General features: G+C 59.5%; 14 protein-coding genes and 3 pseudogenes. 8 read left to right on the forward strand and 9 right to left on the reverse strand.

Features of this window, described 5'->3' with window-relative positions:
- Positions 1-210: 210 nt before the first annotated feature.
- Positions 211-582, forward strand: coding sequence for a VOC family protein (locus tag D3879_RS23665; protein ID WP_119956653.1), 372 nt, complete (start codon positions 211-213; stop codon positions 580-582).
- A 388-nt stretch (positions 583-970) separates the two neighbouring features.
- Here D3879_RS23665 and D3879_RS27700 read toward each other — a convergent pair whose 3' ends face one another.
- Positions 971-2,428, reverse strand: coding sequence for a nitronate monooxygenase (locus tag D3879_RS27700; RefSeq protein ID WP_119956654.1), 1,458 nt, complete (start codon positions 2,426-2,428; stop codon positions 971-973).
- Positions 2,429-2,913: 485 nt separating this feature from the next.
- On the opposite strand from D3879_RS27700, the gene ccoN reads away from it, so the two are divergent.
- The 3 genes from ccoN to D3879_RS23685 all read left to right on the forward strand — a co-directional run bounded on the left by ccoN (position 2,914) and on the right by D3879_RS23685 (position 5,865).
- Positions 2,914-4,350, forward strand: coding sequence for a cytochrome-c oxidase, cbb3-type subunit I (gene ccoN, locus D3879_RS23675; RefSeq protein WP_119956655.1), 1,437 nt, complete (start codon positions 2,914-2,916; stop codon positions 4,348-4,350).
- Positions 4,351-4,363: 13 nt separating this feature from the next.
- Positions 4,364-4,594 (forward strand): hypothetical protein, encoded by a 231-nt coding sequence (locus D3879_RS23680; protein WP_119956656.1) that lies wholly within the window; start codon positions 4,364-4,366, stop codon positions 4,592-4,594.
- A 146-nt stretch (positions 4,595-4,740) separates the two neighbouring features.
- Positions 4,741-5,865, forward strand: coding sequence for an HPP family protein (locus tag D3879_RS23685; protein WP_238474314.1), 1,125 nt, complete (start codon positions 4,741-4,743; stop codon positions 5,863-5,865).
- Between the two features lie 13 nt (positions 5,866-5,878).
- Here the strand turns inward: D3879_RS23685 and D3879_RS23690 are convergent, their stop codons facing one another.
- Entirely contained in the window at positions 5,879-6,742 is an 864-nt protein-coding gene (locus D3879_RS23690; RefSeq protein ID WP_119956658.1) for a LysR family transcriptional regulator, read from the reverse strand.
- A gap of 58 nt (positions 6,743-6,800) precedes the next feature.
- Between D3879_RS23690 and D3879_RS23695 the strand changes: the two genes are divergently transcribed.
- The 3 genes and pseudogenes from D3879_RS23695 to D3879_RS23710 form a co-directional block, all read left to right on the forward strand.
- On the forward strand, positions 6,801-7,181 hold the full coding sequence (locus D3879_RS23695; protein WP_119956659.1) for a hypothetical protein: 381 nt from the start codon (positions 6,801-6,803) through the stop codon (positions 7,179-7,181).
- Positions 7,182-7,548: 367 nt separating this feature from the next.
- A pseudogene (locus tag D3879_RS23705) lies at positions 7,549-7,926 on the forward strand (recombinase family protein); the annotation flags it as partial.
- 6 nt (positions 7,927-7,932) lie between these two features.
- Positions 7,933-8,088: pseudogene (locus D3879_RS23710) on the forward strand (integrase core domain-containing protein); the annotation flags it as partial.
- 141 nt (positions 8,089-8,229) lie between these two features.
- Here the strand turns inward: D3879_RS23710 and folE are convergent.
- The 4 genes from folE to D3879_RS23730 all read right to left on the reverse strand — a co-directional run bounded on the left by folE (position 8,230) and on the right by D3879_RS23730 (position 11,109).
- Entirely contained in the window at positions 8,230-8,790 is a 561-nt protein-coding gene (gene folE / locus D3879_RS23715) for a GTP cyclohydrolase I FolE (protein ID WP_119956661.1), read from the reverse strand.
- Positions 8,791-8,812: 22 nt separating this feature from the next.
- Complete coding sequence (locus D3879_RS23720; protein WP_119956662.1) at positions 8,813-9,457, reverse strand: helix-turn-helix transcriptional regulator; 645 nt, start codon at positions 9,455-9,457, stop codon at positions 8,813-8,815.
- Positions 9,458-9,523: 66 nt separating this feature from the next.
- Positions 9,524-10,159 carry a hypothetical protein gene (locus D3879_RS23725; RefSeq protein ID WP_119956663.1) on the reverse strand — a complete coding sequence of 212 codons (636 nt, stop codon included), beginning with the start codon at positions 10,157-10,159 and terminating at the stop codon, positions 9,524-9,526.
- A gap of 602 nt (positions 10,160-10,761) precedes the next feature.
- Complete coding sequence (locus D3879_RS23730; RefSeq protein ID WP_177412484.1) at positions 10,762-11,109, reverse strand: DUF488 domain-containing protein; 348 nt, start codon at positions 11,107-11,109, stop codon at positions 10,762-10,764.
- Positions 11,110-11,338: 229 nt separating this feature from the next.
- On the opposite strand from D3879_RS23730, the pseudogene D3879_RS28035 reads away from it, so the two are divergent.
- Positions 11,339-11,479, forward strand: a pseudogene (locus D3879_RS28035) (IS3 family transposase); the annotation flags it as partial.
- 36 nt (positions 11,480-11,515) lie between these two features.
- On the opposite strand, the gene D3879_RS23740 reads toward D3879_RS28035, so the two are convergent.
- The 3 genes from D3879_RS23740 to D3879_RS23750 all read right to left on the reverse strand — a co-directional run bounded on the left by D3879_RS23740 (position 11,516) and on the right by D3879_RS23750 (position 14,678).
- A complete protein-coding gene (locus D3879_RS23740) occupies positions 11,516-11,806 on the reverse strand; it encodes an SCO family protein (RefSeq protein WP_119956664.1) in 291 nt (96 codons plus the stop codon).
- 42 nt (positions 11,807-11,848) lie between these two features.
- Entirely contained in the window at positions 11,849-13,723 is a 1,875-nt protein-coding gene (locus tag D3879_RS23745) for a multicopper oxidase family protein (RefSeq protein ID WP_119956665.1), read from the reverse strand.
- Between the two features lie 82 nt (positions 13,724-13,805).
- Positions 13,806-14,678 carry a patatin-like phospholipase family protein gene (locus D3879_RS23750; protein WP_177412485.1) on the reverse strand — a complete coding sequence of 291 codons (873 nt, stop codon included), beginning with the start codon at positions 14,676-14,678 and terminating at the stop codon, positions 13,806-13,808.
- Positions 14,679-14,683 lie beyond the last annotated feature (5 nt).

Raw genomic sequence — 14,683 nt, forward strand, 5'->3', positions numbered from 1 at the left:
ATTCCTTCTCATCGAAGCTCTTGGGTACACAAGCGCATAACACTCAACAGGGACGCCGGTGACAGTCCTGCACATAACCTGAGCTTGGGAGCGCCGGCGCCCTTTAGCTTTGACGTTAGGCCGCGCGAGTTCGAATGGAGTGGGCGGGTCGACGGGTACTCGCGTCGCCGCCGAGAGCCATGGAAGCATTCCTCGCTGGAGGCAAAACCGATGATCAAATCGCGTGGGCTTAACCACATCAACCTGAACGTCAGCGATATTCAACGCTCGCTTAGATTCTACCAAGCGGCTTTTGGACTCGAAGTCAGGTTCTGGGATGGCCGGCGGATGGTTTTCCTTGGCTCGCCAGGCGGCAACGACACGATCACGTTGTGCGAGGTCGATACGGATCAGCCGATTGGGGCGGGGGGTGTCTCGCATTTCGGCTTCGCCCTGGCCGGACAGGACCAGTTCGAAGAGAGCGTCCGGCAAGTCGAGCGGGCGGGCGGAAGACTCCTAAGCCGGGGCGATCATGCGCCCGGCCTTCCGTATGCGTATTTCACCGACCCAGACGGATACGTGATTGAGTTGGGAAGCTCTTGATGCGGGCCTTGTGCCCGCCAGATGCTGTTTGGGTGCGGCAGGGGCGCGACCTAACAAAGCGTATATGGACTCTCCCCACAAGCGGTGAGTAATGCTTTTCCAACCCCGTCGTCAGTGCGGTTGCATTCGTATATTCGGCCTTGGTTGGGCTCTGTGACCCGGGCCACTCTGTAGTTCGCGCAACGGGGCCAAGCCGCGGTTGCCGTATGCCAATGCTTGTTCAGGTACATCGGGCGCGTTGAGTTGCAGATCCCAGGGATCGTTGCCGTTGAGTTCCACACCGGCATTTTCCAACCGGACTTCCGCCAGGCGGAGTGCACGTGAGGGCTTGCTGTGCGTGGGAGTAGAGGGGGGGCAGATACTTCAGCGGACATGGGCCTTTCCTTTCCTATTGAATGTTACCTGTGCCCGAGGCAAGTTCATCGCTGTTGAGCTTGTGTGTCTTCAGGACCTCTTCCAGTTCATGGCGAACCTTGACGTCGAGTGTGTCCGCCAACAGTTCGGTTATTTTGCGGATCACCCAGCGCTGGCCTTTGTCGATGAATGCCAGGCGTTCCTCGAGATCATTGATGGCCATGGCTTTGCCATGGAAGGCGCCAAGCTCACGTGTCGGTTCAGCCCCTAGGTGCTCGAGGCAATGTCGCAGGCGTCGGCAACTGTCTGCTTCGCCTTGGTGAATCCGCGATAGCAGAGTGCGCTGCCGGCTATTACCGGTTTCTTTCAGGCTCGCTGCGGCTACGCGGGCGCCGGCCCGTTCCGCACTCAGCAGCTCATTTAAGGCTTCGACGAGGGTAGGTGTGGCGCTTTGTTTATAGTCTGGCGCGCTCGGTGTCGTTGGGCCTTCAGGGCGTGTGCATGAAAGGCGCTCAAGAGTGTCGCGGGCCTGATCCATCAGTTGTGCAACTCGTTCAGCCGCACTGCAGACTTGCTGGATTTGCCCGCAAGACTGGCCAGCGTAGATCGGCATATCTGCCAGTTCTCCGCGCGCATCGCGCAGGGGTGAATCGGTGGAGAACAGATGAATCGGCATGCCGTCCTGCTCACCGATGATCGGGCTGCTGCGTGTGGCATACAGTGCATCGTGCTGGCCGCGAGTCACGGCATTGGGCAGCACTCGCACGGGGGCGCTCATTGGCCAGTTACGAAAAAAGCGTTCGCTAACCACAGTCTCGCAAGCGCTCGCCTGGAGCAGTTGTCGCTTGTGATAGTCGTGGGCGTTGGCTTCGTGGGTGGTGAGGAAGGCCGAACCGCAACTGACGCCCTGGGCGCCCAGCGCCAAGGCGGCGACTAATGCCGCACCACTGGCAATGCCTCCGCAGGCCACTACTGGCACCGTGCTCATCGCCACGATTTCCGGGAGCAGGGCGAAGCTGCCGGTGGTACCCCATAGGTGCCCGCCGGCTTCGTAACCTTGGGCGATCAGGATGTCGGCGCCCGCCAGCAGCGCTTCTTCTGCGTGAGCACGATTGCCGATTTGTTGCAGCAGCAGGATGCCCGCGGCCTTGAGTCGGCGGATCAAGGCTACATCGACATCCCAGAACAAGGCCATGGTCGGCACCTGCAGCTGCAAACAGGTTCGTACCTGAGCTTCGAGTAATCGTGGCTCCGTAGCCGCGGGAATGAGATTGACCGCAAACGGCCGGTCGCTCAAACGGCGATAGGCTTCTACCTCGGCGCGAATACGCTCGGCTGGTTCACGCACCATGCCTAGACAACCAAAACCTCCGGCATTGCTGACCGCGGCAGCGAGTTCATGTCGTGCGACGCCGCCCATGCCGGCGGCAATGATTGGCAGATCGCAATCTAACAGGTCGATCAAAGGAGTGTGGAAAGCTGGGTGAGTCATGGTCGGTTCCTCCAGAGGACAGACTGGTAGAGGGGCTGTTGAGGATTAGATAACCAACCAATGGTATCCACGGGTATTGAATGATAAAAAATGAAATTTAATGTACGTATAGATCATTGATTTTGATTTTTATTTGCTGAGTTTCTGAGACCGTGCGGCGCTCTCATTGCTCTCCAGCTGTTTCAATGCGGTCGAATTGTTCAAACCCATCCAGACGAAGATGGAAACAGGCTCTTGGGTGAGGTGCCGAGAGTGGTAACTCTTTTTAAATCAAAATAAATGCACTTATAGTTCATTATTATTAGTTTGTTACGAGTTAAGTTGGGCGGCAGACTAGCCCGGTCCTGCCACCTAGGTCCGCCTCACATAGCGTAGCGGACGTGCTCAGTCCCGTTGATACCTAGTCCCCACGAAGAGGGAGTCTGTCGGTTCGGAATGCGGTGGGGGGATCAGATCTGCGATTCCTTCGGTGCAACGGAACTTCTATGGCCAGTGCTATCCCCCCTGATACAAACTCTACCTACAACTACGATGTGGTCCGCCAGTTCACCCTGATGACCCTGTTCTGGGGCATTCTCGGCATGGGCATGGGCGTGTTCATCGCCGCCCAGTTGGTCTGGCCGGCGTTGAACTTTGACTTGCCCTGGATCACCTTCGGCCGCATCCGCCCCATCCATACCAATCTGGTGATCTTCGCCTTCGGCGGCGGCGCGCTGTTCGCCACCTCCTTCTACGTGGTGCAGCGCACCAGTCGCGTGCGGCTGATCTCCGACTCGCTGGCGAAGTTCGTGTTCTGGGGCTGGCAGGCGGCCATCGTCGCCATGCTGATCAGCTATCCACTGGGCTACACGACCTCAAAGGAGTACGCCGAGATGGAGTGGCCGATCGCCCTGTGGGTCACCATCGTCTGGGTGGCCTACGCCTACCTGTTCTTCGGCACGATCGCGCGGCGCAAGGTCAAGCACATCTATGTCGGCAACTGGTTCTACGGTGCCTTCATCGTGGTCACGGCGATGGTGCATATCATCAATCACGCCGTGGTGCCGATTAGTCTGATGAAGTCCTACTCGGTCTATTCGGGCGCCACCGACGCCATGATTCAGTGGTGGTATGGGCACAGTGTGGTGGGTTTCATCCTCTCGGTGGGCTTTCTCGGCATGATGTACTACTTCGTGCCGAAACAGGCCGAGCGGCCGATCTATTCCTACCGGCTGTCCATCGTGCACTTCTGGGCGATCATCTCCCTGTATATCTGGGCCGGTCCGCACCACCTGCACTACACCGCGCTACCAGACTGGGCGCAGTCCCTCGGCATGGCAATGTCGATCATCCTCCTGGCCCCGAGCTGGGGCGGCATGATCAACGGCATGATGACGCTGTCCGGCGCCTGGCATAAGTTGCGCACCGACCCGATCCTGCGCTTTCTGGTGGTGTCGCTGGCCTTCTACGGGATGTCCACGTTCGAAGGGCCGATGATGGCGATCAAGACGGTCAACGCCTTGTCCCACTACACCGACTGGACCATCGGCCACGTACACGCCGGCGCGCTGGGCTGGGTGGCGATGATCAGCATCGGCACGCTCTACCACATGATTCCCAAGCTCTATGGTCGCGAGCAGATGCACAGCGTCGGCCTGATCAACGCGCACTTCTGGCTCGCCACCATCGGCACCGTGCTGTACATCGCCTCGATGTGGGTCAACGGCATCACTCAAGGCCTGATGTGGCGCGCGATCAACGACGACGGCACGCTGACCTATTCCTTCGTCGAGGCGCTGCAGGCCAGCCACCCGGGCTATATCGTGCGCCTGCTCGGTGGTGCGACCTTCGCCAGCGGGATGCTGCTGATGGCCTATAACACCTGGCGCACCATCCGAGCCGGCGAGCGTGGCGTGCAAGCGCCAGTGCCTGCCGTGGCCTGAGCGAGGTAACGGCATGCAAACGCTGATGTTCATTCTCGGGTTCATTGCGTTCTGCGCGGGCATCCACAGTTGCCTGCTGCAGCGAAGCGATCACGAGCTCGAACAGGCAGCCTTGCTGCCGTTCGCGGACGACCTGGAGGCCGCCCGCAACATGACGGCCGCCACCGGACGGCTCTGCGAGCGGGTGGTGACGCCCGCACTCGAAGCTGCCTACGACCCGGATTGTTACCGCCTGGATGCCTGATCGAGGCTCCGCTGGGCAGACATTTTTCTCTCCAGGAATGGAACCTCCGCGTGCTCCCCAGCACGGTTAAGGGCTCACGGGTTGCTCCGCGTGAGCCCTCCTTTTTTCGCCTTCCTGTCATGACTTCCAAGATGCGGCATCGCCCTATGTTCTCAAGCTGGTTCGCTAGTTTTGTTCCCTCTGCACTCAATACTCGCCCCAAAGAATGGCTGCGCGCAGCGTTCGGTGCGGCCCTAGGTGTGCTGCTCAGTGCGTTGGTCTGTCGTCAGGTATTCGGCAGCGAGGTAGCACTGCATCTGATGGGGCCACTGGGGGCTTCTGCGATTTTGCTGTTCGCCGTGTCTTCCGGGGCGCTAGCCCAGCCCTGGTCAATCGTGGGGAGTTACCTCACGGCAACAGTTGTCGCCCTGTTGATGGTGCATTTTTTCGGCCGTTCTCTGGGCAGCGCCAGCCTGGCGGTCGGGATTTCCCTGGCACTGATGTGCCCGTTGCGCTGCCTGCATCCTCCAGGCGGAGCCGTGGCGCTCTGTGTGGTCCTGGCCGGCCCGGCAATGGTCAACATGGGCTTCATGCTGCTGTACCCGGTGCTGCTGAATGCCTTGTGTCTGCTCGGCTGTGCGTTGCTGTACAACAACTTGACCCGTGTGCGTTACCCCAAATCGCATATGACGCCCGCCACCGATCTGCACCATACCCACGATCCGTCGCCGGAGCAGCGTGTCGGCATCACATCTGCTGACGTGGACCAGGCACTGACCGATATGGGCGAGTTCGTCGATGTCACCCGCGAGAACCTCGAGCTGATCATCCGCGCCACCGAGAAGCATGCCTTGCGCCGTAGCATGGGGGAGATTCGTGCCGGTCAGATCATGTCTCGCGATGTGCAATGCGCGACGCCGGAAACCACACTCAAGCAGGCCTTGCGGATGCTCAAGCACCATCACCTGAAAACCTTGCCGATTCTCGACGAGGAGCGCCATCTGGTGGGCATCGTCAGCTTGATCGACCTGATCGGGCATTCCCGCCGGTCAGGGCGCCGCAACCTGCTTGGCCGCTTAGGGCTACGCCGTGATGTGTTGCTGGAGCAAGTGATGAGCAGCCCGGTCACCTGCGTGGACAGCCGCGCCCACGTGGTCGAGCTGATTCCCCTATTGTCCGGCCAGGGCCTTCATTGCCTGCCCGTATTGGAGCAGGGTGAGCTGGTGGGTATCGTCACCCAGACCGACTTGATTGCAGCCTTGCATCGGGACCTGATCATGCACTTGGGCTGAATCTCAATCCTGGCTATATCAGCGGGTCCCAGCGCTGAGACCAGTCACTGTCGCCTTTGACCGCCTCACGCAACAGCGTGAAGGCTTGCTGCAGGATCGCCGAGTCACGGTCGCGGGAATAGACCAGGTAGGTGGGATAACTGAACTCTGGCGCCTTGGTCACCCGCTCCAGAACCCCGCTGTCGAGATAGCTCTGGACCACACGGGTTCGGAAATAGCCGGAGCCGCCACTTTCGAGGATGTACTGCAGGGCCAGTGGTCCCAGGTTGAAGCTGAGGGCGGCTTTGGCTTTGTCCGGCAGAGCCGCGTTATGCTGACGGCGAAAGTCTTCGCCCCAGTCGATATAAACGTAAGGGTCCGGTGCGGAAGGCAAGCGTATCTGGATCAGTTTCTCCTCCAGCAGTTGCTCGACCTGCAGACCTGGCCAGTAGACCGGCTGGTAAACCAGTGCAGCATCCAGCACCCCTAGTTCGAGTTGGCGTAGCAGGCTTTGACCGTCACCAATTTCCGCGCGTATCGCGTGGGTAGGAATGTGCTCGCGTAATTTGCGCACCCAACTGAGCATCAGGGGGTTGCACAGGCTGACTTCACCACCGACGTGCAACACGTTGCGGTAGCCATCCAGTAGGGGCAGATCACGCTGAGCGGCTTCCCAAGTCTGCACCATCTGGTTGGCATAAACGACGAAGGCCTCGCCGTTGGCCGTGAGTTTGGCTCCAGCACGATTACGCACGAATAGCTTGCAGTTGAGCTGGCTCTCGAGGTTCTGGACACGCGCCGTGATAGCGGTCTGAGTGACGTGCAAGCGCTCGGCTGCGGCGATGAAACTGCCGCAGCGAACGATTTCGAGAAAGGTGCGGGCGAGCTCGATATCCATGTGCCATCCCAGCGCAGAAAGTGGAGCGCCATTGTAGAGGGCATGGTGCATCCTTGGGATGATTCTGCTGTTCAAGCGAAATAGCGTTTCACTTGCCCATGTACCGATATGTTTATTTCTAAACACCAGCTTGCCCGTGATGTTCTGTTGGCTGCGGCAAGTCAGCCAGCAATATTGGGGTTTCTTCTCTGAGCGTCTCTTCAACTGCATCTTCGACAAGACCCAGCGGATGAAACATCGGCTCCTGAGGTGGCTGAATTACCGGCGCATTCGAGCGGGACTCCTCAAGCAAGGCTTACTGAGTGTGAGCCGATCGGGTTACTACGCGGCGCGGATCCAATTTCGCAATGAGATCTATGACTTCGGACTGATCAGGCGATTCGAGTGCAATGCGCATGATGATTCTGGCTCACTGACAGATCGACGGCTTGTGCTGTAAAAAAGCGTTATGGAACAGGTGGAACAGACTCCTTGTCCTCTTCTGAATCCCTGACTAGAGAGGGTGTTGTAGCGATCCAGTGAGTGCAGAAGGGCGGATAGAGGCATGCAAGATTCAAGCGGTGATTCCTCCCAAGACCAACCGTGTCGAGCAACGCTCTTGTGACTGGTATCTCTATAAAGGGCGCCACGCCGTTGAGTGCCTGTTCAGCAAACCGAAGTACTACCGACGGATCGCTACACGTTTTGAGAAGAAAGCCTGTCATTTCAGGTCAATGCTAGCCTTCGCTGCTGTTCTGCTGTGGTTACGCTGATGCGTCAACAGAACCTAGGGGCGCAAAAATAAATTTTTCGGACACTGGCACGCATCGGTGCCGCGCCTGGCCCGCAACCTGGACGATCTGCGCCGCCTAGTGCAAAAGCTGACCAGGAGCGGCATGCGCATCGAGTTCGTCAAGGAGAGTCTGACCTTCACTGGTGAGGATTCGCCGATGGCAAACCTAATGCTGTCGGTGATGGGCGCATTCGCCGAATTTGAGCGGGCCTTGATTCGCGAGCGGCAGCGCGAAGGCATCGCACTCGCCAAGCAGCGCGGGGCCTACCGGGGTCGCAAGAAAGCGCTGTCGCCCGAACAGGTGGTCGAGCTTCGGCGTCGGGCCGCTACCGGCGTGCAGAAAGCGAAGCTCGCCCGCGAGTACGGCATTAGCCGCGAAACTCTACACCAATACCTACGAACGGACGACTGACCATGCCGCGTCTACATCGCCCACATGCCTAAGCCCAATCGAGAGACGGCGCTGCGCAACCTGGCAATTGCCTTCGAGCATTACAATGAACAGCACCCCCACAGCGCCCTGAAATACCGTTCACCACGGGAGTTCAGGCACTTGGCCAAGGCATCAACTTAACGGGGTGCCGGTGTCCGGTTTGATAGGGGGCAAGTCCACCGATACCCAGGTGGATAAAATCGCTTGTTGTAGTGGTTTACTGATCCCGGACACCGATTTAGGCGAGAATCCGCGCCATTCCAGGTGCCGGTCGCGGCATGCTTACTTGCCCCGCCCAATCAGCTGCAGGAATTCCTGACGCGTGCTGCCCGACTCGCGGAAGGCGCCAAGCATCACCGAGGTGTTCATCACCGAATTCTGCTTCTCCACCCCGCGCATCATCATGCACATATGCTGGGCCTCGATCACCACCGCCACCCCGGCGGCGCGAGTGACCTCCTGAATCGCCTCAGCGATTTGCCGGGTCAGGCTCTCCTGAATCTGCAGGCGCCGCGCATACATATCGACGATCCGCGCGACTTTCGACAGGCCGAGCACCTTGCCGGTCGGGATGTAGGCAACGTGGGCCTTACCGATAAAGGGCAGCAGATGGTGTTCGCACAGCGAATACAACTCGACGTCTTTGATGATTACCATCTCGTCGTTGTCCGAGGCGAACAGTGCGCCGTTGACCACCTCTTCCAGACTTTTCTGGTAACCGTGACACAGGTATTGCATGGCTTTGGCTGCACGCTTTGGGGTGTCCAGCAGGCCTTCTCGCTCGGGGTTTTCACCCACCCCGATCAAGATCTCGCGATAGTGATTGGGCAGTTGTTCGTGCATCGATAGATCCTCGCAGCGCACCTTACTTGAGGGAGTGGCCGCCGCTGACGGTAGGGCTGGTGTCGGTTAGTTGGAAGCGACAGACATTGCCGCCACGCAGCATGCATTCGAGGTGTTCCACCTCGCCCTCGCCGAGGGCGCCGATCAGGGCCAGATCGAGCTCGCAGACTTCCGGATGAGCCTTGGCCAGATGATGGAAAACGCAGTTGTGCGCGACTATTTCCTTCTCGCCAGAGGAGCGGAAAAACACCTCGGCCTCATAACCGGCCTGATTCATGTGGCTGACGATCCGCTCCTCGGCCACCGCCTGCTGCTCCATGCCGGCCGCCATCTTGCGGCCGAGGCTGCGCATCAATCGGACTAGGTTGTCGTGGCCGATGATTTCTGCGACCTCACCGATCAACAGGTCGGCCAGCAGCTGGTATTGCCTGGGAAAGAGTTCCTTGCCGCGTGCCGAGAGCAGGTACAGCTGCTCGGGACGACGGCCGGTTGGTCGAGTTACCCCGCGAAGGATCAGACCGTCACGTTCCAGCGCGGCCAGATGCTGACGTATCGCTGTGCGAGTCACCGCCAAGTGGCTGGCCAGGTCGTCAATGCTCATACCCGCCGGTTGGTACAGCAATGCAGATAGAAGATCTTGCTGCGTGCGACCCATCCCCTGAAACATTCTGCTACCTCGTCATTTCCAGCTACCCAAAAAGGGAGGAGGGGCGCCTAGGCGCCCCGGCCCATCTCAGAACTTGTCCGGGAACTGCTTGACCAGTGCTGCCGCCAAGGTATCAGCGAAGCCAAGCATGTGTTCGCGCATGGCCTGCCAGGTTCTGGCTTCAGCGACGTAGTCCTTTTTGCCCAGCTGATCGACCTGGACGATATGGTGCCCGCCGTGAGCGCTGAGCATCGCGACCAGCGTGTCTTCCGGCAAGTTCGGATTGGCCGTGGCCAGGAACTTCGCGATAGCCTTGGCATTGCTCGTCAGCTCGGCAACGGCGGCGTCCTTTCCTGCCGCATTCTTCGCTACAGAGGCGTCACTGTAGTGTTTCACTGCGCCCCAGTGCCCAGCCAGCAGCTTGAGCAACTGGTCTGCAGCCGGCTGGCCGTACAAGGGCGCGAGGCTATTGGCAATCGAAGTGGCATTGGCCACCACCTCAGTGCCAGCAGTGTCGGCCTGCTTGCGCTGACCCTGCTGGTTGGCGATCACGTAGTTTCTCACCCAGAAAATATGCTCCACCCACAGATCCCGTAGCGCCAGACGCGTGCTGAGTGCGGCAGCCTCCGAACCGACCGGTTTGACGTGGCCCTCATCCGTCTGGCTCCAGGCGGGTTGAACGCACAGTGCAAGAAGCAGCAAAGCCAGTGTCCTGATATTCATGGCGGTACCCTCGGTTATGGATTTCCCTACAAAATCAATTAAAGCATAAAATAATGCCATTATAGGAAAAAGCAAAAAATCCCTCTGGATAAACCTAGATAAATAATTATCTAATTGATTTATATAGAGTTATTTTTAGACTCAAAAGCGGCTTGGATTGCCTGGGAGCGTTTTGGATGCGTCGCGGGGGCGGTTTCGCCAGATCGAGCGCCCTGGATTCCACTCCGGCACCCTGCGCCGATCTGGCTCATGGCGCCCCTGAGCCGGATCAAGTCTAGCCAGTGAATTTCTGTCCTAGGGGTCGCTTCAGAATTCGGAAAAAATCGTACGTTAAGCCGTTGGCATGGTTTCCTTGCTCGCAAACGATCGTTTTCGAGATGCCAGAGTGAGAAAGCAGGCCGCGCCAGTGCTGGCCTTGCCTATCCTATTCTCGAAAACCGCTCTCGTATCGAGCTTCCGAGACTGTCGAGTTTCGAGAACGACCATAACGCCGCTTCCAGCGATAACCGCCAACCGCCAAGCCGCGCCGCAGTTGGATCGAGCATTCCTTAGCGTGCTTTAAATTTCGAATTCTGAGACGACCCCAAGAATGTTGCGGACTGTTAGGTCCCGCGATCAAGAATTTGTTTGAGTACCACGGCTTCATTGTGCAACTGATCCTTGGCCGCGTATACGAGAGTGATGTCACCTTGACGCGAAAGTGCCATAAGCTCCGAAAGTGCAGGATTCCCTTTCAGTTCGACTCGGTACCGTTTCTTGAATTCCGGCCATTTCTCCGGGTCATGACCGAACCACTGGCGGAGTTCAGTGGATGGAGCGACGTCTTTGAGCCATAGATCAATCTTTGCTTTGACTTTGGCTAATCCACGCGGCCAAAGCCTGTCTACGAGAATCCGCTCGCCATCGGCCTTGGTCGCTGGTTCATAAGCTCGCTTCAACATCACGCTCATGTCTCATCCTCCTGTGGGACCTAACGTTTGGTTAAGGGGCCGGCTTTAGCCGGTCCCGAGTGAGCGAAGCGAACGGCTTGAATGCTGTAATCACCACACTTCTGCGAACCGAACAGTTCGTGGTGATCGCTGGGAGAGTCGCTATGCACAAGCGTATTCCAAGTCCGTCTACCAGGTTGCCGAGAGTGTCCATGTCGGTCAGGTGAACCAGAGCAGGCGGCTGAATCGTGAAGCGGTGGAACTAGCGACGGTGGAATGGGTGGACTGGTTTAATCACCGCCGATTGCTGGAACCGACTGGTCACATTCCACCGGTAGAGGCCGAAGCTATCTATTATCAACAACTCAGTGGGTCGACCCAAGTGGCTTGACTCACACCAACGGGCCTCCGAGAAACCCGGGACGGTTCATAACAGCTTCTGCACCAGCCGCAGGTTGGCCGTCGCGGTCGGGCAAATCCCGGCGCAGGAGGCATACATCATGTTGATGGCGACCACCTTGTCGCGGATCAGATCGTCGTAGAAGCTGACCGCCTTGCCTTCGTGGGTATAGAGCCGCGCGTTCGGGAAGCGCTCGCCAGCGGCGGCAGCGCTGCGAACGAGTTGCGGTGCTTCGCTGACCCCGCGCCAGGCGGCCCAGCCGAGCGCGGTGGCGCCGAGGGCGCCGATGCCGGCCAATAGATTTCTGCGAGTGTTCATCTGTATTTCTCCCGGCTCATGAGTGTTGTTGCCACGTACCACTCAGTCGTCCTCGATGTCCCAGCGCAGCATCATCGCGTGGTCCTCGTGGATCATGTTGTGGCAGTGCATGACGTACTTGCCGATGAAATCGCGGAAGCGCAGGAACACCCTCAGGGTCGTGTTTGGGCCGAGCACGAAGACGTCTTTGCGGCCACGCTCGTGCAGCGGCACGGGCACGTTAACCCCATCCACGGTCTTGCTGAGGATGCGGCCCTCTTCGAAGTGGATGTGGATCGGGTGAGTCCAGCCGCCGGAGTCATTCACCAGCTCCCAGACCTCGGCGCTGCCTTTCTTTATCTTGGCCCGTGGAGTCTTCACGTCGACCAGCCGCTGGTTAATCTGCCACAGGCCATTCTTGCGATCGAACTCCCAGCGCCGCACCGGCAATGCCGCGATTTCAGCAGGGCTGGGTATATCCGGCAGCGGTCGTAGCGCGCTCGGCACCATGCTGACATCCGCCGCGGTGCGGTCGACGATGATCTTCAGCAACTGGGTACCCGGCGCGACCACGTCCCCAGGCTTGCGAGTAGTGTCCTGAACGAGACGGTTGACGATGAACAGTTCGGTGCCAAGCGGATAGCTGGAAAAGTCCACGACTATGTCGGCGCGTTCGGCCACGCCGATCCGCACCCTGGTCTGGTACAGCAGCGGGGCCGGCAACAGGTTGCCGTCATTGGCGATATGGGTGAATCGCTGCACGACGCCCGCCCGAGTGAGATACAGCTCGTAATTACGGCTCGGGCCGATATTCAGCAGGCGCAGGCGATACTTACGCCTAGCGACGCGCAACACCGGCTCGATCTTGCCATTGACTATCACCTTGTCGCCGAGCACCCCCTCGGGGTTGAACTCGTCGAAGAACAACCGTTTGTTGGCGTCGAAGCGCCGATCGCCAAAGCTCAGGGTGTAATCGTAGGGATGGCTCGGCAGCCTTAGCCCGCTGCTTTGCGGGCCCTCGTCGCCGGAATCGAGGTTGTCGAACAACAGGTAGAAGCCGAACAGTCCGCGGACGGTGTTCGGCGCGGTGAAGTCCAGGGTGTGGTCGTGAAACCACAGCGTCCCGAGGGCTTCGTTGGGATCGCCAAGGCGGGTTTTCTGCTGGTCGTAGCCGGCATAGACGTTGGGGTAGAAGTGGTCTTTCCATTTCCCTGGCGCACTCAGGGTCGGCCCGGCCTTATCCGGGCTGAAGTAGTCGCCCGGGAAGCCATCGCTCTCCGACGGCGTATGCAAATTGTGCAGGTGGACGGAGACCTCCGGCGTGCCGAAGCCCGTGTGATCCTGCGGCAGCCGATTGCGGACGCGGCAGAGGATAGGCTGGCCATAACGCGCGAAGAACACCGGGCTAAATTGCGTCTTATCCGGCGTGTCGCTCTCGAAGACCCAGACCGGCTGTTTCGGATAGTCCGGATGGAATTCCCAATCGGGTCGCTCCACGGCATTCAGCTCGTAAACAGTCGGTGTCACACCCAGCGCGTCAAGGAGTTCGGCATAACGCTGGTGCGTGGCCCGGCCGCATTCTTCTCCGCCCGCAATATTCGCCGTCACGCTGGGGGGCGGAGTTAGCGGGTCGACCGGGGCGAGTGGCGTGATCGCGTTGGGCAGAAACACCTGCCACGGCTTGGTCGGCGGACTGGGGGGAAATACCGGTAGCGGCGTCTCGGGCTCGCCGTCTTTACTTGCGCTGGGGCGCGCGCTGAGCAGCAGCGGCACGGCCAGCGCGGCGGCGCCGAGCTTGAGGAAGGCGCGGCGGCCGGCGCCGTCGGGTTCATCCAAAGGGGCGGGTGAGAGGGGTTTCCAGCCATTCGCCTGGATGGATATTCCCCAACTGCCGGCTTGTAGTTTGCCTTTCCAGTGGGCCAAGAGTTTTGCTTTCATGGCGGTTCTTCTCCTTGTTGCTTGTTGCGTATTCCTCGATGCTGGTTGCAGACATGCTTAATTCATGGCCGCAAAACACCCCTCAGCCCGCGCGATGGCGATGCGGTGCCAGGGCCCAACGGGGATCCTTGCCCTGCAATCCGTCCTTCAGCCAGTGGCTGGTGGCTGTCTCCGCACGACGGATGAGCTCACCCGTTTGTGAGAAGTCGTAGGTGTTGATGGCCAGCGGGCACAATGGCGGAACGACGATCAGTTCACAGCGATCGGCGAAGCGATCGACGTCCGCCAGCAATTGGCGCATGGCCAGCAGGTTGATCGCATGCAGCGCAGCGGCCAGTGCACCACGTGGCGGTGCCTGCAGGACGCACGGCGTTCCGGTCGGCAGGATCACCACCCGGGTTGCCCCCAGGGAAACCGCCGCGGAGATCGGGGTATTGCTGGCGATACCGCCGTCCATCAACGGCCGGCCCGCGATGGCCACCGCTGGAAACACTGCCGGGATGGCCGTGCTGGCGAGCAGCGCCGGCACGGCCTCTCCCGAGGACAGGATGACCTCCGTGCCATCGAGAACGTCAGTGGCGACAACGTGACAGGGCAATGCGGCATCTTCCAGGCGCCGGTAGGGGAGCTGCGACTCGATGAGCGCGTGCAAGTGGCGGGGCAGTGCTAGGTGGTCGCGCCGGCCAAGCAGGCACAGGACGGTGCTGAGCGTCGAGAACGGGAAGATATCCGGGCGGCGCAACCCCAGCCAGATGCGCTCGAGGCGGGCGATGCCGGTTTCGTCGGGGGCGGCGGCATAGTAGGCGCCGTTGATCGCCCCCACCGAGGCGCCGACGACCAAATCGGGGGTGATGCGCGCTCGGTTCAGTGCCTTGAGCATGCCGACCTGCACGGCTCCGAGGCTGCCGCCGCCGGCCAGCACGAACGCAGTCCTTCGGGCTCTATGCTGATTCATGCAAA

Source organism: Pseudomonas cavernicola, assembly GCF_003596405.1.
GTDB lineage: Bacteria > Pseudomonadota > Gammaproteobacteria > Pseudomonadales > Pseudomonadaceae > Aquipseudomonas > Aquipseudomonas cavernicola.

Bases quoted from the DNA above. Each gene is read 5' to 3' on its own strand.
- D3879_RS23665 (WP_119956653.1), top strand. From the start codon at position 211: ATGATCAAATCGCGTGGGCTTAACCACATCAACCTGAACGTCAGCGAT.
- D3879_RS27700 (WP_119956654.1), bottom strand. From the start codon at position 2,428: ATGACTCACCCAGCTTTCCACACTCCTTTGATCGACCTGTTAGATTGC.
- ccoN (WP_119956655.1), top strand. From the start codon at position 2,914: ATGGCCAGTGCTATCCCCCCTGATACAAACTCTACCTACAACTACGAT.
- D3879_RS23680 (WP_119956656.1), top strand. From the start codon at position 4,364: ATGCAAACGCTGATGTTCATTCTCGGGTTCATTGCGTTCTGCGCGGGC.
- D3879_RS23685 (WP_238474314.1), top strand. From the start codon at position 4,741: ATGTTCTCAAGCTGGTTCGCTAGTTTTGTTCCCTCTGCACTCAATACT.
- D3879_RS23690 (WP_119956658.1), bottom strand. From the start codon at position 6,742: ATGGATATCGAGCTCGCCCGCACCTTTCTCGAAATCGTTCGCTGCGGC.
- D3879_RS23695 (WP_119956659.1), top strand. From the start codon at position 6,801: ATGATTCTGCTGTTCAAGCGAAATAGCGTTTCACTTGCCCATGTACCG.
- folE (WP_119956661.1), bottom strand. From the start codon at position 8,790: ATGCACGAACAACTGCCCAATCACTATCGCGAGATCTTGATCGGGGTG.
- D3879_RS23720 (WP_119956662.1), bottom strand. From the start codon at position 9,457: ATGTTTCAGGGGATGGGTCGCACGCAGCAAGATCTTCTATCTGCATTG.
- D3879_RS23725 (WP_119956663.1), bottom strand. From the start codon at position 10,159: ATGAATATCAGGACACTGGCTTTGCTGCTTCTTGCACTGTGCGTTCAA.
- D3879_RS23730 (WP_177412484.1), bottom strand. From the start codon at position 11,109: ATGAGCGTGATGTTGAAGCGAGCTTATGAACCAGCGACCAAGGCCGAT.
- D3879_RS23740 (WP_119956664.1), bottom strand. From the start codon at position 11,806: ATGAACACTCGCAGAAATCTATTGGCCGGCATCGGCGCCCTCGGCGCC.
- D3879_RS23745 (WP_119956665.1), bottom strand. From the start codon at position 13,723: ATGAAAGCAAAACTCTTGGCCCACTGGAAAGGCAAACTACAAGCCGGC.
- D3879_RS23750 (WP_177412485.1), bottom strand. From the start codon at position 14,678: ATGAATCAGCATAGAGCCCGAAGGACTGCGTTCGTGCTGGCCGGCGGC.